Source organism: Pseudomonas sp. Z4-7 (genome assembly GCF_051131965.1).
Classification (GTDB): domain Bacteria; phylum Pseudomonadota; class Gammaproteobacteria; order Pseudomonadales; family Pseudomonadaceae; genus Aquipseudomonas.
In genome coordinates this window covers 5,522,291-5,546,596 of the sequence record NZ_CP071642.1, presented here as the reverse complement: position 1 = coordinate 5,546,596, position 24,306 = coordinate 5,522,291, and the positions used below count along the sequence as shown (strand labels likewise).

Here is a 24,306-nt window from a genome sequence, read left to right as displayed (position 1 = left end):
ATCGAGTGTAGACGGACAACAGGGCGGGGGAGCAAGAAGGAAGAGTTATCTGCACATAACAAAACCCCCGGCAGGGCCGGGGGTTTGAAGGTCACTCGTCGAGGAACGAACGCAGGTGCTCGCTTCGCGTCGGGTGGCGCAGTTTGCGCAACGCCTTGGCTTCGATCTGACGAATCCGCTCACGAGTCACATCGAACTGTTTACCGACTTCCTCGAGGGTGTGGTCGGTGTTCATGTCGATGCCGAAGCGCATCCGCAGTACCTTGGCTTCACGGGCAGTGAGGCCGGAAAGGACTTCGCGAGTCGCTTCCTTGAGGCTCTCAACGGTGGCGACATCAATCGGCGACTGCATGGTGGAGTCTTCGATGAAGTCACCCAGATGAGAGTCTTCGTCATCACCGATCGGGGTTTCCATGGAGATCGGCTCTTTGGCGATCTTTAATACCTTGCGGATCTTGTCCTCAGGCATTTCCATGCGTTCGCCCAGCTCTTCCGGCGTCGGTTCGCGACCCATTTCCTGCAACATCTGCCGGGAAATACGGTTGAGCTTGTTGATCGTCTCGATCATGTGCACCGGGATACGGATGGTGCGGGCCTGGTCGGCGATCGAGCGAGTGATCGCCTGACGAATCCACCAGGTGGCATAAGTCGAGAACTTGTAGCCGCGACGGTATTCGAACTTGTCCACCGCCTTCATCAGGCCGATGTTGCCTTCCTGGATCAGGTCGAGGAATTGCAGGCCACGGTTGGTGTACTTCTTGGCAATCGAGATCACCAGACGCAAGTTCGCTTCGACCATCTCTTTCTTCGCGCGACGGGCCTTGGCCTCGCCGATCGACATGCGACGGTTGATGTCCTTGATTTCAGCGATGCTCAGGCCAGTCTCGGCCTCCAGCGCGCTCAGCTTCTGCTGGCAACGAATGATGTCCGGTTGCAGGCGGGCAATCGCTTCGGCGTATTTGCTCTTGCCTTTGGCCAGTGCATCGGTCCAGCTTTCGTCGACTTCATGGCCAGGGAACTGGCGCAGGAAATCTGCGCGCGGCATGCGGGCGTCACGCACACACAGTTGCATGATCGCGCGCTCTTGCTGACGCAGACGATCCAGGGCACTGCGAACACGCTCGACCAGGCCTTCGAACTGCTTGGGCACCAGCTTGATCGGCATGAACAGCTCAGCCAGCGCCAACAGTTCGGCAATTGCCTGCTTGTTGTTGCGACCATGCTTTTTCAGCGCCTTGCGGGTGATCTCCATCTGGTCGGCCACGGCGCCAAAACGCTGGGCGGCGATGACCGGGTCCGGACCGCTTTCGGCTTCTTCTTCGTCGTCGCTGGCTTCGGCGTCGTCATCGTCGGTCTCATCGTCGGCCTTGACGGCTTTCGGGTCGACCAGCGGCGGCACCTCGGCGGCAGGCGGCGCGATGCCGTCGTCCGGGTCGATGTAACCGCTCAGGACGTCAGACAGGCGCCCACCTTCGGTGGTGACGCGGGTGTATTCGGAGAGAATATGGTCGACCGTGCCAGGGAAGTGCGCAATTGCGCCCATCACTTCACGGATGCCTTCTTCAATACGCTTGGCGATTTCAATTTCGCCTTCACGCGTGAGGAGCTCTACCGTACCCATCTCACGCATGTACATGCGCACGGGGTCGGTGGTGCGACCAATGTCGGTCTCGACCGCTGCCAACGCTGCGGCCGCTTCTTCAGCGGCCGCCTCGTCGGTATCGGCGTCGGCCAGCATAAGGGCATCCTTATCTGGAGCAACCTCGAATACGTTGATCCCCATGTCGTTGATCATGCGGATGATGTCTTCCACCTGTTCCGGATCTGAAATATCCTCCGGCAGGTGGTCGTTGACCTCCGCGTAAGTCAGGTAGCCCTGCTCACGACCCAATAGGATCAACTCTTTGATACGAGACTGCTGTTGCGCTTTTCCGGACATAACACCCTATCCACTGAAGGTCTTGGCGGGCAAAAAACAAGCCGAGGATTATACCTGAGCTGTGACCTCACGCGCCAGTTGAGGTCGGGTTTGATGCGCAAACATTGCGGCTGAGTAAGTCACGCAATTGATTTTTCTCTTCGCTGGTCAACTCGCTCTGGCGAGCTTTGCGCAGAAGTTGTTCCAGGTTTCGCTCGCGTTGGCGGGCGGACAAGCTAGTAATGGTGTCGAAAAACTGTTGTTCAAGGTTATCTCCCTCTATCAGCCATTCCTTCTCGGCCAATGCCTTCAAAAGGCGCCCCTGCTCGGTGCCGTGCCACCGCGCGATCAACTGGAATGAGTTTAGCTTGGGGTTCTTCTGCACAGCTTCAAGGAGCGCGACCAGCAATTGTGTATTGCTGTGGTCCTCGGCGGCGAAGTGCCCGGCATCCTCTACCTTTTCAGCCAATTGCGGGTGGTGCAGCAGGGTGCGCAGGGCAGCCAGTGTTGGTGGTTCGACGGCGGCCGGCACGCGCGGGGCACGTGGTTGGTCGCGATCGCCGCGCTTGCCGTTCTTGTCCCAGGGTTTCTTGTCCCATTTCTTGCCGCCGGCACCGGGTTTCTTCGGTGTCCATTCCTGCTGCGGCGCGTAGTCCTGCTGGGTTTGATGATAGTCGGCGAAGTCCGGTATCGCGTCGTAGTCGATGCCCGGGTCATAAGCCGGCGGTGCCTCCTGGGGGGCACTGTGGGCCAGCTGGCTGACCGCTTCGCTGTTCAGCCCGGTAATTTCCGTCAGGCGTTGACGCATCAAGGTCCGCAGGTTGGCGCCGGGCACCTTGTCGATCAGCGGTGCCGCGAGCGTGGCCATATGGGCCTTGCCTTCGAGGGAGCGTGGATCGGCTTCTTCGGTCAATTGCTGGAAAAAGTAGTCGGCCAGCGGCTGTGCGTGCTGGTTGATCCGCGCACGGAACGCATCGGTGCCCTCGGAGCGCACCAGGGTGTCCGGGTCCTCGCCCTCGGGCAGGAACAGAAAACGTGCGCGCCGCCCGTCCTGCAGGCAGGGCAGCGTCGCTTCAAGCGCGCGCCAGGCGGCGTTGCGTCCGGCCTGGTCGCCGTCGAAGCAGAACAGCACGCTCGGCACGACGCGAAACAGGCGCTTCATGTGTTCTTCGCTGGTGGCCGTGCCCAGGGTCGCAACAGCGTTGCGCAAGCCTTGCTGGGCCAGGGCGATGACGTCCATGTAGCCTTCGACAACGATGATTTCATCGAGGTTGCGATTGTTCTTGCGCGCCTCGTACAGGCCGTAGAGTTCCTGGCCCTTATGGAAAACCGGGGTCTCCGGGGAGTTCAGGTACTTGGGCTTGTCGTCCCCCAGCACCCGGCCGCCAAAGGCGATGATCCGCCCGCGGGTATCGCGGATCGGGAACATCACCCGGTCACGGAAGCGGTCGTAGCGCTTGCCCGTCTCGGCGTTCTCGATCAGCAGGCCGGCGTCGATCATGGCGCGTTGTTGCAGCGTATCGCTGCTCAGATGTTTGTACAGGTTGTCCCAGCCCGGCGGGGCGAAGCCGAGGCCGAAGTCGCGAGCAATCTCACCGGTCAGGCCGCGGCCCTTGAGATAATCCACCGCCGCCTTGCGGGCCGGATGGCTTTTAAGTGCCTGGCGATAAAAGTCGGCTGCTGCCGTGAGTAGCGGGTACAGCGGCGAATCGGTGGGTTGGCGAGGCTTGTGTTGTCGTCCGCTCTCCTCGCGAGGAATTTCCATGCCGGCGGCTTTGGCCAGTTCCTCGACGGCCTGGGGGAAATCCAGGTTGTCGTGGTCCATGATGAAGCCGAGGGCATTGCCGCCAGCGCCGCAGCCGAAGCAATAGTAGAACTGCTTGTCGGGGCTGACGCTGAAGGAGGGGGTTTTTTCTTTGTGAAACGGGCAGCAGGCTGTGTAGTTCTTGCCCGCTTTCTTCATTTGCAGGCGAGAGCTGACCACGTCGACGATGTCGGTGCGGTTCAGGAGGTCGTCAATAAAGCTCTGGGGAATTAGCCCGGCCATGGCGTTCTCATCATCACTGCGCGAAATAGGAGCCCAAAATCAGCTGCGGAGTCGGTTCCTGGTCCTGAGGCACGGAAAATGGTGGCTCGACCGGGTCGTCTGCATCATTGCTGTCGGGAAGTGTATCTGCCGATTATCCACTGACGTTAATGGCTATCAGTATTCGACTGTACGAAATGTGTTGCGCTGAGTCCGGTAACGGCCGGTCAGGCCTCGGATAGCTCATGAAGCGGGCACGCAGCGGTGCCTTGGGCTGATCGTCGTTAGAGGAATCAGGGTGTGCTCGTCAGTAGCCTTGGAAGGCTCGTCAGAAGAGACGTGCACCGCTGGCAAAAGAGCCAGGTCTGACGCGATAAAGCAGATCGTCTTGGTCGCGTCTGCGACTTTGACGGTGAAGCATCAAGCATTGTTCCGCAAATGCCATAAGCCCGGCTTGGAGGCCGGGCTTGGCAAGAAGCTTGCGACGGGCGTCTGTGTATTAGTACAGACGTACGGCGCGGCGCTGTTCGCGCTGAACTTTCTTGGCGTGACGCTTAACAGCGGCTGCTGCTTTGCGCTTACGCTCGGAAGTCGGCTTCTCGTAGAATTCGCGGCTACGAACTTCAGCCAGAACACCGGCTTTTTCGCAGGAGCGCTTGAAACGACGCAGAGCTACGTCGAAGGGTTCGTTCTCTTTTACTTTGACGGCTGGCATCCAGAGCTACCTTCATTCATTACCGGGGTCAACATCCTCGCGGCAAAAGAGCACTTGAAGACGTCGGTTTTTAAGGGTTGCGGATGTTAACCCCTCAACGCTCGGAATGCAAAGCCTCTGATCGAAAACCGCTGGTCGGGGCACAACGCGACGACTATTATGCGCGCCTTCGAATTCAGCCTCTACAAGGCGCAACCCATGCTAGTACTGGGATTAGAAACGTCCTGCGACGAAACCGGCGTCGCCCTCTACGACAGTGAACGTGGCCTGCTGGCCGACGCGCTGTTCAGCCAGATCGACCTGCACCGCGCGTACGGCGGCGTGGTGCCGGAGCTTGCGTCACGCGATCACGTCAAGCGCATGCTGCCCTTGATCCGCCAGGTCCTGGCCGAAGGCGGCTGCGTGCCGACCGAGATCGACGCAATCGCCTACACGGCCGGGCCGGGTCTGGTGGGCGCACTGTTGGTCGGTGCCTCCTGTGCCCAGGCGCTGGCCTTTGCCTGGGGCATTCCGGCCTTGGGCGTGCACCACATGGAAGGCCACCTGCTGGCGCCGATGCTGGAGCCGCAGCCGCCGGAGTTTCCGTTCGTCGCTTTGTTGGTATCCGGAGGCCATACGCAGCTCGTGCGGGTCGATGGAATCGGCCAATACCAACTCATGGGCGAGTCGCTCGACGACGCCGCGGGCGAGGCTTTTGATAAAACCGCCAAGATGATGGGGCTCAATTATCCTGGCGGACCGGAAATCGCACGACTTGCCGCTCAAGGCATTGAAGGGCGTTTCCTATTTCCGCGTCCGATGTGCGACCGGCCTGGACTGGATTTCAGCTTCAGTGGCCTGAAAACCTTCGCGCTGAATACCTGGCAACAATGCGTCAATGCCGGGGACGACAGTGAGCAAGCCCGTTGCGACATCTCCCTGGCGTTCCAGCAGGCCGTGGTGGAGACTTTGACGATCAAATGCAAGCGCGCGCTGAAACAGGCTGGGCTCAAGCGCCTGGTGATTGCCGGCGGGGTGAGCGCGAACAAGGCCTTGCGGGTATCCCTGGAGAAAATGCTCGGCGATATGAAGGGCGATGTTTACTACGCTCGGCCGGAGTTCTGTACAGATAACGGCGCGATGATTGCTTTTGCCGGTTGCCAGCGCCTGCAAGCGGGGCAGCAGGAAAGCCTGGCGATCAGCGTGCAGGCGCGCTGGCCCATGGAGCAACTTTCACCGCTGTGAGGCGTTATCAGAAATGCCGTTCGCGCCCGGCGAACAGGTCGCGTAGATTGCCCCGGTGGCGCCAGACGATCAGCGCAACGAGTGTCGTCATCGGCAGCAACGCCGCCGGTTCCTGCCAGGCCAGCAAAGGCAGGGTCAGTGGCGTGGCGATCAATGCGGCCAGGGAGCTGGTGCGGGTCAGGTAGAAGGTCAGCAGCCAGGCGCACACGGCAAGCAGGGCGGCAGGCGGATACAGGCCCAGCAGCATGCCGGCGGCGGTGGCGACACCCTTGCCGCCGCGAAAGCGGAAGTACAGCGGGAACAGATGGCCGATGACCGCGCAGACGCCGACCCAGGCCTGTTGCTGCAACGAAAGCCCTGCGAGGCTGGCGAGCAGAACCGGCACGAGGCCTTTGCAGAGGTCGCCAAGCAGGGTCAGGACGGCAAGCTTGCGTCCGGCCAGGCGCAGCATGTTGGTGGCGCCGGCATTGCCTGAGCCACTCATTCGCGGATCCGGGCGACCGGTCAGGCGGCTGAGCAAAATGGCAAAGGACAGTGAGCCGAGCAGGTAGGCGAGGATCGCCAATGACCAAAACATGCTAGCTATTCCGGGCGAGGAAGCCCCTGATTCTAACGGCGCAACGCGCCCTTGTCGTGCTGCGGAGAAGAGAGCTTGGACAGAGTGTTTATCGAAGGCCTGGAAGTCGACACGGTGATTGGTGCCTACGACTGGGAGCGAGGCATCCGACAGTGCCTGCGGCTTGATCTGAGTTTTGCCTGGGATAATCGTCCGGCGGCTGCGGGCGACGACCTGAGCCTGGCTCTCGACTACGCCAGCGTATCGGCCCGAATCCAGGCATTTGCCGAGCAGGCGCAGTTCCAATTGGTCGAAACCTTTGCCGAGCGACTGGCCCAAGAGCTCATGGATGAGTTCAGGATCACCTGGCTGCGCCTGAAAGTGACCAAGCCCGGGGCCGTGCCGGCCGCTACCGGCGTTGGCGTGGAGATCGAGCGCGGATGTCGCTGACTCAGGTTTTTCTCGGGCTCGGCAGCAATATCGAGCGCGAAATCCATTTGTGCGCGGGGCTTGAGGCTCTGGCCGGTTTCCTGGTGGATATGCGCTGTTCGGCCGTGTTCGAAAGTCAGCCGGTGGGTATAAAGAGCGGGCCGTTCTTCAATTTCGTCGTGTCGGCGTTCACCGATCTTCCACTGATGGAACTGGACCGCCGCCTCAAGTTCATCGAGGCCGATAATGGCCGCTACGCGCCGGACCGCAAGGGTTTGCCACTGGATATCGACGTGCTGCTGTATGGCGAGCAGGTCGGCAACTTCGATGGGTTGATCCTGCCGCGCGCGGAAATTCTCAAGAATGCTTTTGTCTTGTGGCCTTTATCGTTGATGGCGCCGGACCGGATTCATCCAGGCGTGGGCAAGAGCTTTTCCACGTTGTGGAAAGAAGCACAGATTGATCAGGTGCTGGCGCCGGTGGCTTTTGAGTGGCGAGGTCAGTCGCTTACGCCATCAGATCTGCTGTGACGCGCCTGCCGTCATCGCGAGCGAGCTCGCTCCCACAGTGATCTGGGCTGAACACAAAATATGTGCCTGCTGAGATACCAATGTGGGAGCGAGCTTGCTCGCGATGGCGGAGGTACAACCGCCAAAGATGTAAGCTGACCGGAAAAATTACTGTCAGCTCGCCGCCTCCTTGTAAGCCTTCAACGCCCTGAGGCGCTCTCGCTTGATCGCTTCACCCAGTTCCGGCCCCTTGAAACCCTTCTCCAGCAAAGGTTGCACCGCCACGCCGCGGGCCGCTGACGCAGCGCCCCGCAGGTAATCAGCCTGTGGGTAACTTCGTTCCTCAAGCCCCTTGCGCCCTCGCGCATCCATCTCGCATGCGGCAATGAACTCCTCGAAACGCTGGGGGCGCCGGTACACATCAAAGCTCTGCAGCAGCTCAAGCAAAGTGGTTGCCCTGAGCTCCAGCGCGCGATGTCCATGGGTGTGGTATTGACCCACCAGAAGTGCCAGTTCCTGGCAGTCACGGGGCGCCTTGAAGCGTTCATTGACTGCTTTGATCAGCCTCAGGCCCTTGTGCTCATGGGCGATGTGCCTTGGCCATTCATGCTCGGGTGTCAGACCTTTGCCGAGGTCATGCAACAGGCAAGCCCAGCGGACCGTCAGTGGCTGTTTGTGCAGCGCCGACTGTTCCAGCACGCTCAAGGTATGGACGCCGCTGTCGATTTCCGGGTGATGAGCTTCAGGCTGCGGGACCCCGAACAGCGCATTGACCTCGGGCATCAATACCTTGAGGGCATCGCAGTCGCGCAGTACCTGGATAAACACTTGTGGCTGATCTTCCATCAGGGCGCGGGAGATCTCTTTCCAGCTGCGTTCGGCAGTCAAAGCTTCCAGCTCGCCAGATTCACTCAGCTTGCGCATCAACGCGAGGGTTTCGTCCGCCACCTTGAAACCCAGCGGGGCATAACGTGCGGCAAAGCGGGCAACTCGCAGAACCCGCAGTGGATCCTCGGCAAACGCCGGGGAAACGTGCCGCAGCAGGCGATCTTCGAGATCGCGCTGCCCGTGGTAGGGATCGGTGAGGTTGCCATGGTCGTCTTCGGCCATGGCGTTGATTGTCAGGTCCCTGCGGATGAGGTCTTCTTCGAGCGTCACCTCGGGGCTGGCATGGAATACGAAGCCACCGTAACCCCTGCCGCTCTTGCGTTCGGTGCGGGCGAGGGCGTATTCCTCGCCAGTCTTCGGGTCAAGGAATACCGGAAAATCAGCCCCCACGGGACGGAATCCCTTGGCCAGCATTTCCTCGGCGGTGGCGCCCACGACCACCCGGTCGATGTCGGTGACGGGGATGCCGAGCAGGCGATCACGAACAGCGCCGCCGACTTTGTAGATCTGCATAAAAAACCTCCGTTGGGCCGACAGGATAAACCTTTAAGCCGGCCCTTCGGAGGCGAAAACGCTATCAAAGATGAATGACGGCCAAGTCCAGGCGCCCGTAATCTCCTTCGCCTTGTTCGCCGCGCGGCGGCACATGGTGGGTTTTCATCACCTGGTCGCCCTGCAGGGTTTCCAGGTGGATGTCGAACCCCCAAAGCCGATGCAGGTGCTTGAGGACCTCGTCGGTGGAATCGCCCAGCGGTTTGCGGTTGTGCTGCTGGTGACGCAGGGTCAGGGAACGATCACCCCGACGGTCGATGCTGTAGATCTGCACGTTGGGCTCGCGATTACCGAGATTGTATTGCGCTGCCAGGGTTTCACGGATGACCCGGTAACCGCTCTCGTCGTGGATGGCGGGCACCAGCAGGTCATCCTTCTGATCATCGTCCATGATGCTGAACAGCTTGAGGTCGCGGATCACCTTGGGCGAAAGGTACTGCAGGATGAAACTTTCGTCCTTGAAGCTGCTCATGGCGAATTTGATCGTGGAAAGCCAGTCCGAGCCGGCGATTTCCGGAAACCAGCGGCGATCCTCTTCGGTAGGGTCTTCACACATGCGGCGAATGTCGCGGTACATGGCAAAGCCCAGGGCATATGGGTTGATACCGCTGTAGTAGGGACTATCGAACCCTGGCTGGAATACCACGCTGGTATGGGAGGTCAGGAACTCCATCATGAAGCCATCGGTGACCAGGCCCTCGTCGTACAGGTCGTTCATCAACGTGTAGTGCCAGAATGTTGCCCAGCCCTCGTTCATCACCTGGGTCTGGCGCTGAGGGTAGAAATACTGGGCGATCTTGCGCACGATGCGTACGATTTCACGCTGCCAGGGTTCCAGCAGCGGCGCGTGTTTCTCGATGAAATAAAGGATGTTCTCCTGGGGCTCGGCAGGGAACCGCGCGTTGTCTTTCTCGCTGTACTTGTCCGCGCCTTTGGGAATGGTCCGCCAAAGATCGTTGATCTGCTTTTGCAGGTGTTCTTCACGGTCCTTCTGGCGCCGGCGCTCTTCCTCCGCGGAAATCGGATACGGCCGCTTGTAGCGGTCCACACCATAGTTCATCAGGGCGTGGCAGGAATCCAGCAGGTCCTCCACCGCATCAATGCCGTGGCGTTCCTCGCACTGCATGATGTACTGCTTGGCGAACACCAGGTAATCGATGATCGAGCTGGCGTCGGTCCAGGTGCGGAAGAGATAGTTGCCCTTGAAGAAACTGTTGTGGCCATAGCAGGCATGCGCCACCACCAGCGCCTGCATGCAGATGGTGTTTTCTTCCATCAGGTAGGCGATGCAGGGATCGGAGTTGATCACGATCTCATAGGCCAGCCCCATCTGGCCGCGGCTGTAGGATTTCTCCGTACTGAGGAAATGCTTGCCGTAGGACCAATGGTGGTAGCCCAGGGGCATCCCTACGGATGCATACGCGTCCATCATCTGCTCGGCGGTGATCACTTCGATCTGGTTGGGGTACGTGTCCAGGGCGTAACGGTCCGCGATACGGCTGATTTCGCGGTCGTAGGCCTGGATCAGCTCGAATGTCCATTCGGAACCGGTGGAAATGGGCTGGCGCTTCTGCTCTTTTTTGGCGGTCATGTCACTAACCTGCGCTGGAAGAGTTCACGGAAGACCGGGTAGATATCCCCGGCCGAGACCAGTTGCTGTTGGGCAAATGTGTCGGAGAAAGCTTCGGCGATGCGTTCGTATTCGTACCACAGGGCCTGGTGTTCGCGTGGAGTAATTTCCACGTAGGTGTAGTACTGGACGAACGGCATGATCTGGTTGATCAGGATGTCACGACAGATTGGCGAGTCGTCGTTCCAGTTATCGCCGTCGGACGCCTGGGCCGCATAGATGTTCCATTCATTGGCGGGGTAACGTTCGGCCATGATTTCCTGCATCAGTTTCAGCGCGCTGGACACGATCGTGCCGCCAGTTTCCCTGGAATAGAAAAACTCTTCCTCGTCGACTTCCCTGGCGCTGGTGTGGTGACGGATGAACACCACATCGATCTTGTCGTAGTTCCTCTTCAGGAACAGGTACAGCAGGATAAAGAAACGCTTGGCGATGTCCTTGGTGGCTTGGGTCATGGAGCCGGAAACGTCCATCAGGCAGAACATCACGGCCTTCGAACTGGGATTCGGTTGTTTCACCAGGAGGTTGTATTTGAGGTCGAACGTGTCAAGGAACGGCACACGATGGATACGCGCGCTGAGTTTCTCGATTTCCGCTTCCAGGTCCTGGATATCGCCAAAATTGTCGGGCTCTTCACGTTTCAGGCGAGCCAGCTCTTCCTTGGCTTCGCGCAGTTTTGCCCGGCTGCTGCCTGACAGCGCGATGCGTCGGGCATGGGCCGAACGCAGGGTGCGAATGATATTGATGCGTGACGGATTACCCTCGTTGCTTATGCCGGCGCGCACGGTCTTGAAGGTGTCGGTACCGGTCAGGTTGCGCTTGACCAGGTTCGGCAGTTCCAGGTCCTCGAACATGAATTCGAGGAATTCCTCCTGGGTGATCTGGAATACGAACTCGTCCATGCCTTCGCCGGAATTGCCGGCCTTGCCGGGCCCCTTGCCGCCGCCTCCCCCCTGTGGACGCGGGATGTGCTCGCCAGTGGTGAATTCCTTGTTCCCCGGGTGCACGACGGTCTGCTTGCCACCACGGCCGTGGTGAAGCACCGGCTCGTCGATGTCGCGGCCAGGGATGCTGATCTGCTCGCCATGCTCCATGTCCGTAATGGAACGACGGCTGACCGCCTCTTCGACGGCTTTCTTGATGTGGTCACGGTACCGCCGCAAGAAACGCTGGCGGTTCACCGTGCTCTTGTTCTTGCCATTCAGGCGTCGGTCGATCACATAGCTCATAGGTGACCCTCTGGGCAGCTTCAAGTGGTGAGCTACGAGCTGCAAGTAGAAGCGGTCGCCCGGACCCGGAGTTCAGGCGATTCTGTCTTGCAGCTCGTCGCTTGCGGCTTGTAGCTGCGCTACTGTGATTTACGGACCCGCAGGTACCACTCGGAAAGCAGGCGTACCTGTTTGTCGGTGTAGCCACGTTCGACCATGCGTGTAACGAAGTCGTTGTGTTTTTGCTGGTCCTCCTTGCTGGCCTTGGCATTGAAGCTGATGACTGGCAGCAGGTCTTCGGTGTTGGAGAACATTTTTTTCTCGATAACCACCCGCAGCTTCTCGTAGCTGAGCCAGGTCGGGTTCTTGCCGTTGTTGTTGGCCCGGGCGCGCAGCACGAAGTTGACGATTTCGTTGCGGAAATCCTTCGGATTGCTGATGCCCGCCGGTTTTTCGATTTTTTCCAGTTCCTCGTTCAGTGCCACGCGATTGAGGATTTCGCCGGTTTCCGGGTCGCGGTATTCCTGGTCCTGGATCCAGAAATCCGCATACAGCACATAACGATCGAAGATGTTCTGACCGTACTCGCTGTAGGACTCCAGGTAGGCCGTCTGGATCTCCTTGCCGATGAACTCGATATAACGTGGAGCCAGGTATTCCTTGAGGAAGCGCAGGTACCGCTCACGGGTTTCAGCCTGGAACTGTTCCTGCTCGATCTGCTGTTCAAGTACATAAAGCAGATGGACCGGGTTGGCGGCAATTTCGTGAGGGTCGAAGTTGAAGACCTTGGACAGGATCTTGAATGCGAACCGCGTGGAAAGACCATTCATGCCTTCGTCCACGCCCGCATTGTCGCGGTATTCCTGGATCGACTTGGCCTTCGGATCGGTGTCCTTGAGGTTTTCACCGTCGTAGACGCGCATTTTCGAATAGATGTTGGAGTTTTCCGGCTCCTTGAGACGCGACAGCACGGTGAACTGGGCCAGCATCTTCAGCGTATCGGGGGCGCAATGGGCCTTGGACAGCGAACTGTTGAACAACAGCTTGTCGTAGATTTTGATCTCATCGGTCACCCGCAGGCAGTACGGCACCTTGACGATGTAGATCCGGTCGATGAAGGCTTCGTTGTTCTTGTTGTTGCGGAAGGTATGCCATTCCGACTCGTTGGAGTGGGCCAGCAGGATGCCGCTGAACGGAATCGCCCCCAGCCCTTCGGTACTGTTGTAGTTGCCTTCCTGGGTGGCAGTCAGGAGTGGGTGCAGCACCTTGATGGGCGCCTTGAACATCTCGACGAATTCCATCAGGCCCTGGTTGGCCCGGCACAGCGCGCCCGAATAGCTATAGGCGTCGGCGTCGTTCTGAGGGAATTCCTCCAGTTTGCGAATATCGACCTTACCCACCAGGGCAGAGATATCCTGGTTGTTCTCATCCCCGGGCTCGGTCTTGGCCACGGCGATCTGGTTAAGTATCGAGGGGTAGAGCTTGACCACCCGGAACTGGCTGATGTCGCCGCCGAACTCGGCCAGGCGCTTGGTAGCCCATGGCGACATGATGGTATTGAGATAGCGCCGGGGAATACCAAAGTCTTCCTCGAGAATCGCGCCGTCTTCGGTAGCGTTGAACAGCCCCAGTGGGGACTCGAACACCGGCGAACCCTTGATGGCATAGAAGGGCACTTTTTCGATCAGTTGCTTGAGCTTCTCGGCCAGGGACGATTTACCGCCACCGACGGGGCCGAGCAGATAGAGGATTTGTTTTTTCTCCTCCAGGCCTTGGGCGGCATGGCGGAAATAGGAAACGATCTGTTCGATGCATTCTTCCATCCCGTGGAAGTCCGCAAAGGCCGGATAGCGGCGAATCACCTTGTTGGAAAAGATCCGCGAGAGCCTCGAGTTGGTCGAGGTATCCAGCAGTTCCGGTTCTCCGATTGCCAGCAACAGACGCTCCGCGGCCGATGCGTAGGCACTACGGTCCTGCTTGCAGAGTTCGAGGTATTCCTGCAGCGAGTACTCCTCCTGCCGCGTGGACTCGAAACGTTGCTGGAAGTGGCTAAAAATACTCATGACGTCACCTCGCTCGATACGTGGAGCCGGTGTCGGATCAATCAGTCGATGCTGGACAGCCGCTGGGAACCCAGTTGCCGTTTACCCCCCAGAATGCTCTCAAGAACACTGGCTCCTGAAAGCTGACTCCCGATGACCCGCGCGCCGGTGTACCGGCTCTCCCCTGTTTTGGATGGCCTGAGGCTAAGGATAGTTCGGAATCCGAGAGGTAAAGGTGGAATACGTAATTAGTTATGGCAGACCGTTCGTCTGCCATCGCCCAAGCCCGCGGTTCTCGTGGGCTTGGCTGTCATAAAAAATTATTCGTGAGTGCTTTGCGCTGTTTCGTCAGGATAAGTCGTGCGCCACAGCTCAAAGCCGCCGTCCAGGCTGTAGACATTGCTGAAGCCCTGGCTGACCAGGTAACCCGCTGCGCTCTGGCTGGAGTTGCCGTGGTAGCAGACCACAACGGTAGGGGCATCGAGGTCGGCGGCACGGATGAAGTCGGCCAGCGAATGGTTGTCCAGATGCTTGGAGCCGCTGATATGCAAAGCTGCAAAGGTGGCTGGGTCGCGCACATCGACGACGACGGCACCCTGTTCACGCAGGGCCTGGGCTTGTTCGGGAGAGATGCGTTTGAATTCGGTCATACGGGACTCCTGTGGCCTTGAGTGCAAAGCCGATCAAATGGCAGTGCCGGCCGGCAATGATGCGGTGGTCGGTTGATGGGGTTTGGCATGCCCCTTCTCGTCGCAATCGCAGCGCAGCAACTCGCCGCTGTCGACGTTCATCAGTGTCAGCGCGCTGCCCCAGACACAGCCGGTATCGAGGGCAAAGACGCCTGGCTCGTCGCTTTGGCCTTCAAGCGCGGCCCAATGGCCGAAGATGATCTTCAGATTGCGGGTCTTGCGCTCCTTGTGCTTGAACCAGGGCGCATAGCCGGGCGGAGCGGTTTCGATGCCTTCCTTGCCCTTGAGATCAAGCTTGCCATCACGGGTGCAGAAGCGCATCCGGGTGAAATAATTGGTAATGACCCTGAGTCGGGCGGCGCCGGTGAGGTCGTTGTCCCACTTCACCGGTTCGTTGCCGTACATGCCATCCAGGTAGGGGCCGAACAGGTTGTCATCGCGCAACGCCTGCTCCACTTCGCCTGCGCACTTGAGCGCCTTGCGCAAGGACCATTGGGGCGGAATGCCGGCATGGACCAGCGCCAGATTGCGCGCCTCGTCGTAGTGCATGAGCTTCTGCTGGCGCAGCCATTCGAGCAGCTCGACGCAATCAGGCGCGTCTAGAATTTCCTTCAGGGTATCGGACTTCTTCAAGCGCTCGATGTTCTGCCAGGCCGCCAGCAGGTGCAGGTCATGGTTACCCAGCACGCAAACCAGCGAATCGCGGATGCCGTAGAGGAAGCGCAAGGTTTCAAGCGATTGCGGCCCCCGGTTGACCAGGTCGCCCACGAGCCACAGGGTGTCTTCGCGTGGGTCAAAGGCGACCCGCTCCAGCAGGCACTTGAGCGGGTCGAGGCAGCCTTGCAGGTCGCCGACCGCGTACGTGGCCATCAGTGCAACGCTCCTGGCACCGCCAGGCGAAAGGGCTTGATGACCGCGTCGAAGCGTTTGCCGTCCTCGGCCAGCATCTGGTAGGTGCCCTGCATGGTGCCGACCTTGGTCGTCATCACGGTGCCGCTGCTGTAGCTGTGGCTTTGGCCTGCGTCGATCAACGGTTGCTGACCGACCACACCCTCGCCACGGACTTCTTCGACGTGCCCGTCGCCGTCGGTGATGATCCAGTGCCGTGACAGCAGTCGGGCTGGCAACGAGCCGTTGTTGCGCACAGTGATGGTGTAGGCAAAGGCGAAGCGGTTGTGCTCGGGTTGTGACTGTTCAGCGAGAAAGCGGGTGGCGACGCTGACGTCGACCTGGTAACGGGGATCGGACATGCAAAAGGGCCTTGGAAGCGGGACGCGGGCGTAACTGAGGGAATCAGTCTAGGCCAAGTATCGGGTAGTAGACCAGACTGGCGTACTGCCCGATAGCGACCATTGAACGTCAGATGGCGTCGGTATTTGGTGCGACCTGTTCGCTGAGCTTGTCGGCCAGGCGGACGAAGGCTGCGAGGTCCAGTTGCTCCGGACGCAGGCTGCCATCGACGCCGGCGGCTTCGATTTCGGCACTGCTGAGCAACAGTTTCAGGGTGTTGCGCAGGGTTTTACGGCGCTGGTTGAACGCTTCGCGTACCAGACGCTCCAGCAGGCGATGGTCCTTGGCGGGATGCGGCAGGACCGCATGGGGCACAAGCCGGACGATGGCGGAGTCGACTTTCGGCGGCGGGTTGAACGCACCGGGGCCTACATTGAACAGGTGATCAACCCGGCAATGATATTGGACCATGATCGACAAACGACCCCAGTCACCTCCACCAGGCCCGGCGGCAAGACGCTCGACCACTTCTTTCTGCAGCATGAAGTGCATGTCGCGGATCAGGCCGGCATTGTTCAGCAGGTGAAAAATCAGCGGCGTCGAGATGTTGTACGGCAGGTTGCCCACGACTCGAAGGCTGCCCGGTGCGGCATTCAGGCTGTTGAAGTCGAATTTCAGCGCATCGCCCTGATGCAGGTTGAAATTGCTCTTGCCGGCGAACTGCTGGTTAAGAATCGGTACCAGGTCCTTGTCCAGCTCCACCACGTCCAGTTGCGCGCCGCTGCCAAGCAACCCTTCGGTCAGTGCGCCCTGGCCCGGCCCGATCTCGAGCATACGGTCATCAGGCTTGGCATTGATGGAGCGCAGGATACGGTCGATAACGCCGGCGTCATGCAGGAAGTTCTGGCCGAAGCGCTTGCGCGCGCGGTGTTGGTATTGCTCGGTCATAAATGGGTCTCGGCCATCTGGTAGGCGGTTTCCAGCGCGACTTGCAGGCTCCCGGTGTCGATCCTGCCGCTGCCGGCCAAATCCAGGGCGGTGCCGTGATCCACGGATGTGCGGATGATCGGCAGGCCCAGGGTCACGTTGACCGCCGCACCGAAACCTTTGTATTTCAGCACGGGCAGGCCCTGGTCGTGGTACATCGCCAGCACCGCGTCGCAGTGCTCCAGATATTTGGGGGTAAACAGAGTGTCGGCAGGCAGCGGGCCACGCAGGTCCATGCCCTCGCTGCGCAAGCGCTCCAGTGTGGGTTCGATGATGTCGATTTCTTCATGGCCCAGATGCCCGCCTTCGCCGGCATGCGGATTCAGCCCGCACACCAGGATGCGGGGCCGGGCGATGCTGAATTTTTCCTGGAGGTCGGCGTGCAATATCCGCGTAACGCGTTCGAGGCGTTCCGGGGTAATGGCGTCGGCGATGTCTCGCAGGGGCAGGTGAGTGGTGACCAGAGCCACGCGCAGGCCACGGGTGGCGAGCATCATCACCACTTGCGGGGTATGGGTCAGGTCGGCCAGGAATTCGGTGTGTCCGGAAAAATGAATGCCGGATTCATTGATCACGCCCTTGTGTACCGGCGCCGTGATCATGCCGGCGAAAGCCCCATCCAGGCAGCCTTGGGCGGCGCGGGTAAGGGTCTGCAGCACGAATGCTGCGTTGGCCTTGTCCAACTGGCCTGCGGTGACAGGTGCGCCCAGTGGTGTATCCCATACATACAGGCTACCGGCGGGAGCGGGGGCATCCGGCCAAGCGTCCGGCGTTACCGGCAACAGGTCGACGGCCACCCCCAACTGCGCGGCCCGCTCAAGGAGCAGGTCGCGGCTGGTGATGGCAATCAGGGGGTGTGGTTGGACTTGCGAGGCGAGCAGCAGGCACAGGTCGGGACCGATGCCGGCAGGCTCGCCGGGAGTCAGCGCGAAACGCTTGGGTTTCACTGCGCTGCCTGGTCTGCACCAGGGAGTTTGATCTCGACGTAGGCTTCGTCGCGAATCTGGCGCAGCCAGGTTTGCAGCTCTTCGTCGTACTTGCGGTTACGCAATACCGTCAACGCCTGTTGTTCGCGCGCCTGGGTGGTGCTGTCGGTGGCGCGACGGCCAAGGACTTCCAGGACATGCCAGCCATAAGGGCTCTTGAACGGCTTGGACAGTTGGCCTTGCGGTGTTTCGGCCATGACCTGGCGGAACTCGGGAACCAGCGCGTTCGGGTCGACCCAGTTCAAGTCGCCGCCGTTCAGGGCCGAGCCCGGGTCTTCCGAGAAGCTCTTCGCCAGCTCGGCGAAGTCTTCGCCGGAGGTGATGCGTTCGTACAGTTTCTCGGCCAGACGCTTGGTCTCGGCTTCGCTGCGGATCTCGCTTGGCTTGATCAGGATATGACGAACATGTACTTCGTCACGCACCTGGGTACCGCCACCGCGTTTTTCCAGCAGCTTCAGGATAATGAAGCCGCCAGGCGTGCGGGCTGGCTGGGTGATGTCGCCAACGGCCATGGTGCTCAGCTCGCGATCGAACGGAGGCGGCAGCTGGGCGGCCTTGCGCCAGCCCATGTCGCCGCCTTCCAGAGCGTTTTCACTGGCCGAACGGGCTACCGCCATCTGGCTGAAGTCAGCGCCTTGCTTGAGCTGCTGGTAAATGTCCATTGCCTGGCGATAAGCGCTCTGGATCGCTTCCGAATTGGCGCTTTCCGGCGTAGGAATCAGGATGTTTGCCAGGTGCAGTTCTTCCGAAAGCTGCATCTTGCCCAAGTCGGAGGCGAGGAAGTTCTTCACTTCCTGCTCGGAAACCTGGATGCGTTCGGCGACGCGGCGCTGACGCACACGGCTGATGACCATCTCGCGACGGATCTGGTCGCGGGCGTCGTCAAACGACAGGCCATCGCGCGCCAGGGCAGCGCGAAACTGGTCGACAGTCATGTTATTGCGCTGGGCAATGGTGCCGACGGCCTGGTTCAGTTCTTCATCGGTGATGCGGATGCCGGAACGCTCGCCAATCTGCAACTGCAGGTTTTCGACGATCAGGCGCTCGAGCACCTGTTGGTCCAGCACACCCGGTGGTGGCAAGCCACCGCCACGCTTGGCGATGGTTTGCTGAACTTCATGGACCCGCTGGTCCAACTGGCTCTGCATGACCACGTCGTTATCGACGATGGCCACGACCTTGTCGATGGACTGTACCGCGGCGTTCGCCGCGGTACCCAGGAACAGCGCGCCCAGCATCAGCGGGCGCAGACAATCAGAAAGCTTGGTCTTCACGTTCACGATAACCTTGAATGCCTTTGTCGAGGAAGCTCTCTACCTTGGCGCCGGTGAGGCCGCCGAGTCCCTTCAGAACAATTTGGAGGAAGACGCCGTGGTCGCCTTTTTCGTTTTCCGGGGCGGCTTGACTGAATTCTTCATAGTCGACCCAGTAACGGTTGATCAGGCGCAGTTTCCAGCAGCAGTTGTCGTATTCGAAACCACCGAAGGCTTCCAGGGTACGGTTGCGGTTGTAGTCATACTGCCAGCGGCTGATGGCGTTCCACTGCGGCACGATCGGCCAGATGACCGAGAAATCGTGCTGTTTGATCTTGTAGTAGTCCTTCACGTAGTTCGGGTCGCCGGGCCGACCGTAGTCGCCACCGCCCACTTGCCATTGGCCCGTGGTCTGGTCATATCTGATCTGGTCGTTGCGATAGCGGTAACCGACGTTAACGACTTTGTTCGGGTTGTCTTCCGGCTGATAGTGGAACATCGCGCTACCGGAGCGAGGGCTGTGAGTGTCCGGATCCCAGTTGTAGTCGGCGGTGGTACGCCAGTCGCGATTCCAGCGGTATTCATATTCCAGAGCATAAGGCGAAACACTGGAGTGCGCGTCTTCGCGAACGTTGAAATCGATACCGGGCAGTTGGACTTCGCGGTCTTTGAAGTAGAACGCCTGGCCGACGCTGATGCGCTGGCGCTCGAAACCGTCTTCCTGGATCCAGCGGCTGGTCACGCCAAGGGACAGCTTGTTCTCGTCACCGACGCGGTCGGAGCCAGAGAAGCGGTTGTCTCGGAAAAGTGAGGCGTAGTTGAAAGTGTATTCGCTGGTATCAAATACTGGAATGTCGCTTTGGTCTTCTTTCGGCACATAGAGATAGAACATGCGCGGTTCCAGGGTTTGGCGATAGTTCTTGCCGAACCATTGGGTATCGCGGTCGAAGTACAGGCCGCTGTCGATGCTGGCAATCGGAACCCCGCGGTTCTGGCTGCTGCTGTAAGTACCCAGCAGACGGTCCTGCTCGGAAGACTGCCTGGCAATATCGCCTTTACCTTCACCGTCCAGATCCAGATCGTATTGAGTGTATTTGTACTTGAGCGATGGCCTGATATAGCCATAGCTGGCGTTCATTGGGAGACTGACGACCGGCGCCACATTCAGGCGATTACCATTGGCCCGGGCAAGCCCCCAGACATTGGTATCCAGAAACGGAGTACCCGCAATGCCATTCGTGACTGGTCCGCCATTTTCGTCGATGTAATTGCCATCCCTCAAACTGCGATCGAACCGTACCAATTCAGTCTGGTAAGCGAAGTCAAGACCATACGGATGCTGTGGCAGCGCACCGCTGAAAGTGATCTGCGGCAGGCGATTATAAGGCGTGATGTCCGAAATCGTCGCCATCTGGAATGCCTGAGCATTCAACCGCGCGGTATAGGTATCACCGCGATAGCTGACCGCACCTTGCTGGTTCACGTACTCCCTGGACTCAACACCGATCTGATCGGTCTGCAGATCCTGGAAGTAATACGGATCGCTGATCTTCGTGTAGTCGACTTCCGTCAGCACACGCGAGTCCAGCCCACCCTTGTGCTGCCAGTTGTACATGTAGCGGGTCTTGCTGTAGTCGGTCTGCTTGGCGCGCTCGTCTTCTTCGTCGTTGAGGTACGCCGCGCCGAACTGGCCTTCGCTGGACTTGGTCAGGTAGCGGAACTCGCCTTCCATCAACAGGCCGCGCTTGCTCATGTAGCGTGGGTACAACGTGGCGTCGTAGTTCGGCGCCAGGTTGAAGTAGTACGGGGTGACCAGCAGGAAGCCGGTGTCGCTGCCGCTGCCGATGGTCGGTGGCAGGAAGCCGGACTGGCGACGGTCGTCGATCGGGAAGTAGATGTACGGCGTATACAGGACCGGGAAGTCCTTGACCCGCAGCGTCACGTTGGTAGCGGTGCCGAAGCCGGTGGCCGGGTTCAGGGTGATGTTGTTGCCCTTGAGGGTCCAGGCGTTGCTGCCCGGCTCGCACGTGGTGTACGTACCGTCCTTGAGGCGGATGATCGCGTTCTCGGCGCGCTTGGCGTACAGCGCGTTACCGCGGATGCGCGATTTGTGCATCACGTATTCGGCGTTGTCGACCTTGGCTTCACCGGTGTCCAGCTGCACATCGGCGTGGTCGCCGACAATCAGCGCACCGTTGTCGCGGACTCGCACGTTGCCGCTCAGCTCGCCGCGGTTCTCGGCCTGGTACAGGCTGGCCTCGTCGGCCTCGACCTGCATGCTGCCCTGACGCATGACCACGTCACCGGCCAGGGTCGCCACTTGCTGTTCCTGCTCGTAGCGTGAAGCCTTGGCGCCGAGGAACGTCGGAGCGTCACTCTTGGCGGTCTTGTCGTTCATGCCTGGGCGAGACGGCTCGATGTACGCGCCCGCGCAGTACGGGCCGGTTTCAGCCAGTTGCGCAGGCGTGAGGTTCTCGCGCGGAACCCAGTCCAGGTGACTGTAGTCTGCACTGCGCGACTTCAGGCCGCGGCCCTTGGATTCGGTAACGAGCATCGGCTTATCGCCGGCTACCTCGCCCGAATCGCTGTCGGCCGGAGCGCTGCCGCTGTCGGCAACCGCACTGCCTTCATGCACCGGGCGCGGCGGCAATGCAGCGACCGGCGCTTTGGGTGAACAGTCCCAGGCACCCGAAGCGGAGACGGAACAGTCATACTGCTGCGCCGCGACGACGAATGAAGAGGCCAGGGGTTGCAGAGCCAGCAGACTGCCGGTGACCAGCAACGGAAATTTTTTACGAAACGCGGGGGATTTCAATGCCATCTTATTAGTCCGGGCTTCCTGCGTGCCATCTGCCCGCGGTGTGGGCCGCACGCCTCTCGATGGTCTGAAAAAGATGCTGGATAATAAAGCATGACCCGCTTGACGGCTAGCGCCGTCGGAGACCCTTGCAATGCCTGACAAAGATGTACGCTTGCAACACCTGAAAGTTTGGCTCGATGAGCAGCTACCAATCCTCTTCACCCAGCAAGGCTGGGGCGCCGTACCCCCGGCCACATTGACCGCGGCCAGCAGTGACGCGAGTTTCCGGCGGTACTTCCGCTGGCAGGGGGAGGGCCGCAGCCTGATCGTGATGGACGCGCCACCGCCCCAGGAAAACTGCAAACCGTTCGTGGATATTGCTTTTTTGCTGGCGAAATCCGGGATCAACGTGCCGAAAATTTATGCCGAAGACCTCGAACGCGGGTTTCTTTTGCTCAATGACCTGGGCAACCAGACCTATCTGGACGTGATCAACGGCGAAAATGCCGACGATCTATTCCGCGATGCCCTGCAAGCCTTGTTGGCTTTTCAGCAACTGCCGATGGTCGCGCCGCTGCCCAGCTACGACCTCGCGTTATTGCGTCGCGAGTTGGACTTGTTTCCCGAGTGGTACGTCAAGCGTGAGCTGGGAGTCGAGCTCGATACGGCCCAGCAGCAACTGTGGCAGCAGGCATCCGACCTGCTGATCAACAGTGCCCTGGCCCAACCGAAAGTACTGGTGCACCGCGACTACATGCCGCGCAACCTGATGCTCAGCGAACCCAACCCAGGCGTGCTGGATTTCCAGGACGCGGTCTATGGCCCGGTGACCTACGACGTGACGTGCCTGTTCAAGGACGCCTTCCTCAGTTGGCCGCAAGCGCGCGTGCGCGGCTGGCTGGAAGATTATTGGCGGCAGGCCGGCACGCTCGGCATTCCGGTCCAGCCGGATTTCGAGGATTTCCTGCGTGCCAGCGACCTGATGGGCGTGCAACGCCATCTCAAGGTGATCGGCATCTTCGCGCGCATTTGCCACCGCGATGGCAAGCCACGTTACCTGGCTGACGTGCCGCGTTTCTTTGCCTATATAGAAGCGGTCATTGCCCGTCGTCCGGAACTGGCACCCTTGGACGAGTTGCTCCGCAGCCTGCGTCAAGCGGATGGAGCGAGCGCATGAAGGCGATGATCCTGGCTGCGGGCAAAGGCGAGCGCATGCGGCCCCTGACCCTCACTACCCCCAAACCGTTGATTCGCGTCGGCGGCATCCCGTTGATCGAGTACCACCTGCGGGCATTGGCCGCGGCCGGGTTCACCGAAATCGTGATCAACAATGCCTGGCTCGGCCAGCAGATCGAAGATCACCTCGGCGACGGTTCGCGGTTTGGCGTGCAGATCCGCTATTCGCCGGAGGGTGAGCCGCTGGAAACCGGCGGCGGAATTTTCCGCGCGCTGCCGCTGCTGGGTAACGAGGCGTTCCTGGTGGTCAACGGCGACATCTGGACCGATTACGATTTCAGCGCCCTGTGTCGGCCGATTCCGGGGTTGGCGCACCTGGTGCTGGTGGACAATCCGGAGCATCACCCCGAGGGCGATTTCATTCTGGCTGGCGGCCAGGTTAATGACGGCGAACCTGGTGCCGATAAGCTGACATACAGCGGCATCGCCGTGCTGGATCCACAGCTGTTTGCCGGCTGCGCCGATGGCGCATTCAAGCTGGCCCCGCTGTTTCGCCGCGCCATGGCCGCAGGGCAGGTCAGCGGTTCGCGCCTGGAAGGACGCTGGGTCGATGTGGGTACTCACGAACGTTTGTCGCAAGTCGAAAAACTGATAGAAGCGAGCTGTTGATATGTGGTGGCCAGGGACTCTGATTGGAGCGGGGGCGGGCTTTGCCATTGCCAGCATCCCGGGGGCCATGCTCGGCGCATTGTTGGGGCAGGCGCTGGATCGGCGTCTGAATCTGCACGGCTGGGCCCAGGTGCGCGAACGCCTGGGCGGGCGCTCGGCGTTGCGCAACGATGAACTGTTGTTCGTGTTGCTCGGTCGCCTGGCGAAGATCGACGGGCGCGTGGTCGATGGTCACATCCAGCAGGCGCGTCTGGAAATGCGCGCGCTGGATCTGAGCGAACCGGCGCAACGTCGAGCTATCGCGGCCTTTAATCGGGGCAAATCGGGAAACGATCGGCTGCGTGGTTACCTGCGTCGCCTGAGTGCCCAGCCGCATGCGGCTGAAGGCGTGCTTCGGGCCTGCTGGCGGATGGTCTGGGCCGACGGCCGTGCCGGTGTAGCCGAACGTGAGTTGCTCGCTCAGTGGGGCAAGTGGCTGGGTTGGACGCCGCAGCAGGTCCAGGCCTTGGCGATGGACTACGAGCCGCAGAAACCGGGGCTGCCCAGCAGTGGCTTGACGTATCAGGAGGCGTTGCGGCTCTTGGGGGTTTCGGCCAACAGCGAACCGTCGCAAATCAAGCGCGCTTATCGCCGCCTGATCAGTCGTCATCACCCGGACAAGATCGCTGGCAGCGGGGCGACAGCCTTGCAGGTACGCGAAGCGACCGACAAGACCCGCGAGCTGCACAACGCCTATCGAGTGATTCGCGAGCGCAGGGATTTTCGCTAGTACACCCGTGGCGAGGGAGCTCGCTCCCGCTGGTGCGCGAAGCGGACCCA

At 60.1% G+C, this 24,306-nt stretch carries 21 protein-coding genes; 6 read left to right on the top strand and 15 right to left on the bottom strand.

Going from position 1 to position 24,306, the window contains the following annotated elements; translation table 11 throughout:
- Window positions 1-91: 91 nt before the first annotated feature.
- From rpoD to rpsU, 3 genes are all read right to left on the bottom strand, one after another.
- Window positions 92-1,939 (bottom strand): RNA polymerase sigma factor RpoD, encoded by a 1,848-nt coding sequence (rpoD, locus tag J3P91_RS24975; RefSeq protein WP_305498382.1) that lies wholly within the window; start codon window positions 1,937-1,939, stop codon window positions 92-94.
- Between the two features lie 67 nt (window positions 1,940-2,006).
- Complete coding sequence (dnaG, locus tag J3P91_RS24970; RefSeq protein WP_434602018.1) at window positions 2,007-3,965, bottom strand: DNA primase; 1,959 nt, start codon at window positions 3,963-3,965, stop codon at window positions 2,007-2,009.
- A 478-nt stretch (window positions 3,966-4,443) separates the two neighbouring features.
- On the bottom strand, window positions 4,444-4,659 hold the full coding sequence (gene rpsU / locus J3P91_RS24965) for a 30S ribosomal protein S21 (protein ID WP_002551877.1): 216 nt from the start codon (window positions 4,657-4,659) through the stop codon (window positions 4,444-4,446).
- A gap of 198 nt (window positions 4,660-4,857) precedes the next feature.
- On the opposite strand from rpsU, the gene tsaD reads away from it, so the two are divergent.
- On the top strand, window positions 4,858-5,883 hold the full coding sequence (tsaD, locus tag J3P91_RS24960) for a tRNA (adenosine(37)-N6)-threonylcarbamoyltransferase complex transferase subunit TsaD (RefSeq protein ID WP_434574078.1): 1,026 nt from the start codon (window positions 4,858-4,860) through the stop codon (window positions 5,881-5,883).
- Window positions 5,884-5,890: 7 nt separating this feature from the next.
- On the opposite strand, the gene plsY is transcribed toward tsaD, so the two are convergent.
- Window positions 5,891-6,460, bottom strand: a complete 570-nt coding sequence (gene plsY, locus J3P91_RS24955; RefSeq protein ID WP_305498384.1) for a glycerol-3-phosphate 1-O-acyltransferase PlsY — start codon at window positions 6,458-6,460, stop codon at window positions 5,891-5,893.
- Between the two features lie 75 nt (window positions 6,461-6,535).
- Between plsY and folB the strand changes: the two genes are divergently transcribed.
- Entirely contained in the window at window positions 6,536-6,889 is a 354-nt protein-coding gene (gene folB / locus J3P91_RS24950; protein WP_434602017.1) for a dihydroneopterin aldolase, read from the top strand.
- On the top strand, window positions 6,880-7,398 hold the full coding sequence (gene folK / locus J3P91_RS24945; protein ID WP_434602016.1) for a 2-amino-4-hydroxy-6-hydroxymethyldihydropteridine diphosphokinase: 519 nt from the start codon (window positions 6,880-6,882) through the stop codon (window positions 7,396-7,398). The genes folB and folK overlap by 10 nt, the downstream gene beginning before the upstream one ends.
- A gap of 153 nt (window positions 7,399-7,551) precedes the next feature.
- Here folK and J3P91_RS24940 read toward each other — a convergent pair whose 3' ends face one another.
- The 11 genes from J3P91_RS24940 to J3P91_RS24890 all read right to left on the bottom strand — a co-directional run bounded on the left by J3P91_RS24940 (window position 7,552) and on the right by J3P91_RS24890 (window position 21,663).
- Window positions 7,552-8,778, bottom strand: coding sequence for a multifunctional CCA addition/repair protein (locus tag J3P91_RS24940; protein WP_434602015.1), 1,227 nt, complete (start codon window positions 8,776-8,778; stop codon window positions 7,552-7,554).
- A 64-nt stretch (window positions 8,779-8,842) separates the two neighbouring features.
- A complete protein-coding gene (locus J3P91_RS24935; RefSeq protein WP_305498391.1) occupies window positions 8,843-10,408 on the bottom strand; it encodes a SpoVR family protein in 1,566 nt (521 codons plus the stop codon).
- Entirely contained in the window at window positions 10,405-11,676 is a 1,272-nt protein-coding gene (locus J3P91_RS24930; protein ID WP_305498393.1) for a YeaH/YhbH family protein, read from the bottom strand. Before J3P91_RS24930 ends, J3P91_RS24935 begins: the two co-directional genes overlap by 4 nt.
- A 119-nt stretch (window positions 11,677-11,795) precedes the next feature.
- The gene (locus J3P91_RS24925) at window positions 11,796-13,718 is read right to left on the bottom strand and encodes a PrkA family serine protein kinase (protein WP_305498395.1); all 1,923 of its coding nucleotides are present in this window, start codon (window positions 13,716-13,718) and stop codon (window positions 11,796-11,798) included.
- Window positions 13,719-14,017: 299 nt separating this feature from the next.
- Window positions 14,018-14,347, bottom strand: coding sequence for a thiosulfate sulfurtransferase GlpE (glpE, locus tag J3P91_RS24920; RefSeq protein WP_434571406.1), 330 nt, complete (start codon window positions 14,345-14,347; stop codon window positions 14,018-14,020).
- Between the two features lie 33 nt (window positions 14,348-14,380).
- Window positions 14,381-15,256 carry a symmetrical bis(5'-nucleosyl)-tetraphosphatase gene (locus J3P91_RS24915; RefSeq protein WP_434571408.1) on the bottom strand — a complete coding sequence of 292 codons (876 nt, stop codon included), beginning with the start codon at window positions 15,254-15,256 and terminating at the stop codon, window positions 14,381-14,383.
- The gene (apaG, locus tag J3P91_RS24910) at window positions 15,256-15,636 is read right to left on the bottom strand and encodes a Co2+/Mg2+ efflux protein ApaG (RefSeq protein WP_305498400.1); all 381 of its coding nucleotides are present in this window, start codon (window positions 15,634-15,636) and stop codon (window positions 15,256-15,258) included. The genes J3P91_RS24915 and apaG overlap by 1 nt, the downstream gene beginning before the upstream one ends.
- 109 nt (window positions 15,637-15,745) lie before the next feature.
- Entirely contained in the window at window positions 15,746-16,564 is an 819-nt protein-coding gene (rsmA, locus tag J3P91_RS24905; RefSeq protein WP_434571410.1) for a 16S rRNA (adenine(1518)-N(6)/adenine(1519)-N(6))-dimethyltransferase RsmA, read from the bottom strand.
- A complete protein-coding gene (pdxA, locus tag J3P91_RS24900) occupies window positions 16,561-17,550 on the bottom strand; it encodes a 4-hydroxythreonine-4-phosphate dehydrogenase PdxA (RefSeq protein ID WP_434602014.1) in 990 nt (329 codons plus the stop codon). Before pdxA ends, rsmA begins: the two co-directional genes overlap by 4 nt.
- Window positions 17,547-18,863: a peptidylprolyl isomerase SurA gene (gene surA, locus J3P91_RS24895; protein ID WP_305498405.1), complete on the bottom strand. Its 1,317-nt coding sequence runs from the start codon at window positions 18,861-18,863 to the stop codon at window positions 17,547-17,549. Before surA ends, pdxA begins: the two co-directional genes overlap by 4 nt.
- Entirely contained in the window at window positions 18,844-21,663 is a 2,820-nt protein-coding gene (locus J3P91_RS24890) for an LPS-assembly protein LptD (RefSeq protein ID WP_434602013.1), read from the bottom strand. The genes surA and J3P91_RS24890 overlap by 20 nt, the downstream gene beginning before the upstream one ends.
- A 130-nt stretch (window positions 21,664-21,793) precedes the next feature.
- Here J3P91_RS24890 and J3P91_RS24885 point away from each other — a divergent pair, with 130 nt between their 5' ends.
- The 3 genes from J3P91_RS24885 to J3P91_RS24875 are packed head-to-tail and all read left to right on the top strand — an operon-like array spanning window position 21,794 to window position 24,256.
- Entirely contained in the window at window positions 21,794-22,819 is a 1,026-nt protein-coding gene (locus tag J3P91_RS24885; RefSeq protein ID WP_434602012.1) for an aminoglycoside phosphotransferase family protein, read from the top strand.
- Window positions 22,816-23,487 carry an N-acetylmuramate alpha-1-phosphate uridylyltransferase MurU gene (murU, locus tag J3P91_RS24880; RefSeq protein WP_434602011.1) on the top strand — a complete coding sequence of 224 codons (672 nt, stop codon included), beginning with the start codon at window positions 22,816-22,818 and terminating at the stop codon, window positions 23,485-23,487. The genes J3P91_RS24885 and murU overlap by 4 nt, the downstream gene beginning before the upstream one ends.
- A gap of 1 nt (window position 23,488) precedes the next feature.
- Complete coding sequence (locus J3P91_RS24875) at window positions 23,489-24,256, top strand: DnaJ domain-containing protein (RefSeq protein WP_434602010.1); 768 nt, start codon at window positions 23,489-23,491, stop codon at window positions 24,254-24,256.
- Window positions 24,257-24,306 lie beyond the last annotated feature (50 nt).

Coding starts and splice junctions, on each gene's coding strand:
- murU (WP_434602011.1), top strand. CDS start 22,816: ATGAAGGCGATGATCCTGGCTGCGGGCAAAGGCGAGCGCATGCGGCCC.
- rpoD (WP_305498382.1), bottom strand. CDS start 1,939: ATGTCCGGAAAAGCGCAACAGCAGTCTCGTATCAAAGAGTTGATCCTA.
- J3P91_RS24935 (WP_305498391.1), bottom strand. CDS start 10,408: ATGACCGCCAAAAAAGAGCAGAAGCGCCAGCCCATTTCCACCGGTTCC.
- J3P91_RS24890 (WP_434602013.1), bottom strand. CDS start 21,663: ATGGCATTGAAATCCCCCGCGTTTCGTAAAAAATTTCCGTTGCTGGTC.
- plsY (WP_305498384.1), bottom strand. CDS start 6,460: ATGTTTTGGTCATTGGCGATCCTCGCCTACCTGCTCGGCTCACTGTCC.
- J3P91_RS24940 (WP_434602015.1), bottom strand. CDS start 8,778: ATGCAGATCTACAAAGTCGGCGGCGCTGTTCGTGATCGCCTGCTCGGC.
- J3P91_RS24915 (WP_434571408.1), bottom strand. CDS start 15,256: ATGGCCACGTACGCGGTCGGCGACCTGCAAGGCTGCCTCGACCCGCTC.
- dnaG (WP_434602018.1), bottom strand. CDS start 3,965: ATGGCCGGGCTAATTCCCCAGAGCTTTATTGACGACCTCCTGAACCGC.
- rsmA (WP_434571410.1), bottom strand. CDS start 16,564: ATGACCGAGCAATACCAACACCGCGCGCGCAAGCGCTTCGGCCAGAAC.
- glpE (WP_434571406.1), bottom strand. CDS start 14,347: ATGACCGAATTCAAACGCATCTCTCCCGAACAAGCCCAGGCCCTGCGT.
- J3P91_RS24925 (WP_305498395.1), bottom strand. CDS start 13,718: ATGAGTATTTTTAGCCACTTCCAGCAACGTTTCGAGTCCACGCGGCAG.
- J3P91_RS24885 (WP_434602012.1), top strand. CDS start 21,794: ATGCCTGACAAAGATGTACGCTTGCAACACCTGAAAGTTTGGCTCGAT.
- tsaD (WP_434574078.1), top strand. CDS start 4,858: ATGCTAGTACTGGGATTAGAAACGTCCTGCGACGAAACCGGCGTCGCC.
- J3P91_RS24930 (WP_305498393.1), bottom strand. CDS start 11,676: ATGAGCTATGTGATCGACCGACGCCTGAATGGCAAGAACAAGAGCACG.
- J3P91_RS24875 (WP_434602010.1), top strand. CDS start 23,489: ATGTGGTGGCCAGGGACTCTGATTGGAGCGGGGGCGGGCTTTGCCATT.
- rpsU (WP_002551877.1), bottom strand. CDS start 4,659: ATGCCAGCCGTCAAAGTAAAAGAGAACGAACCCTTCGACGTAGCTCTG.
- folK (WP_434602016.1), top strand. CDS start 6,880: ATGTCGCTGACTCAGGTTTTTCTCGGGCTCGGCAGCAATATCGAGCGC.
- apaG (WP_305498400.1), bottom strand. CDS start 15,636: ATGTCCGATCCCCGTTACCAGGTCGACGTCAGCGTCGCCACCCGCTTT.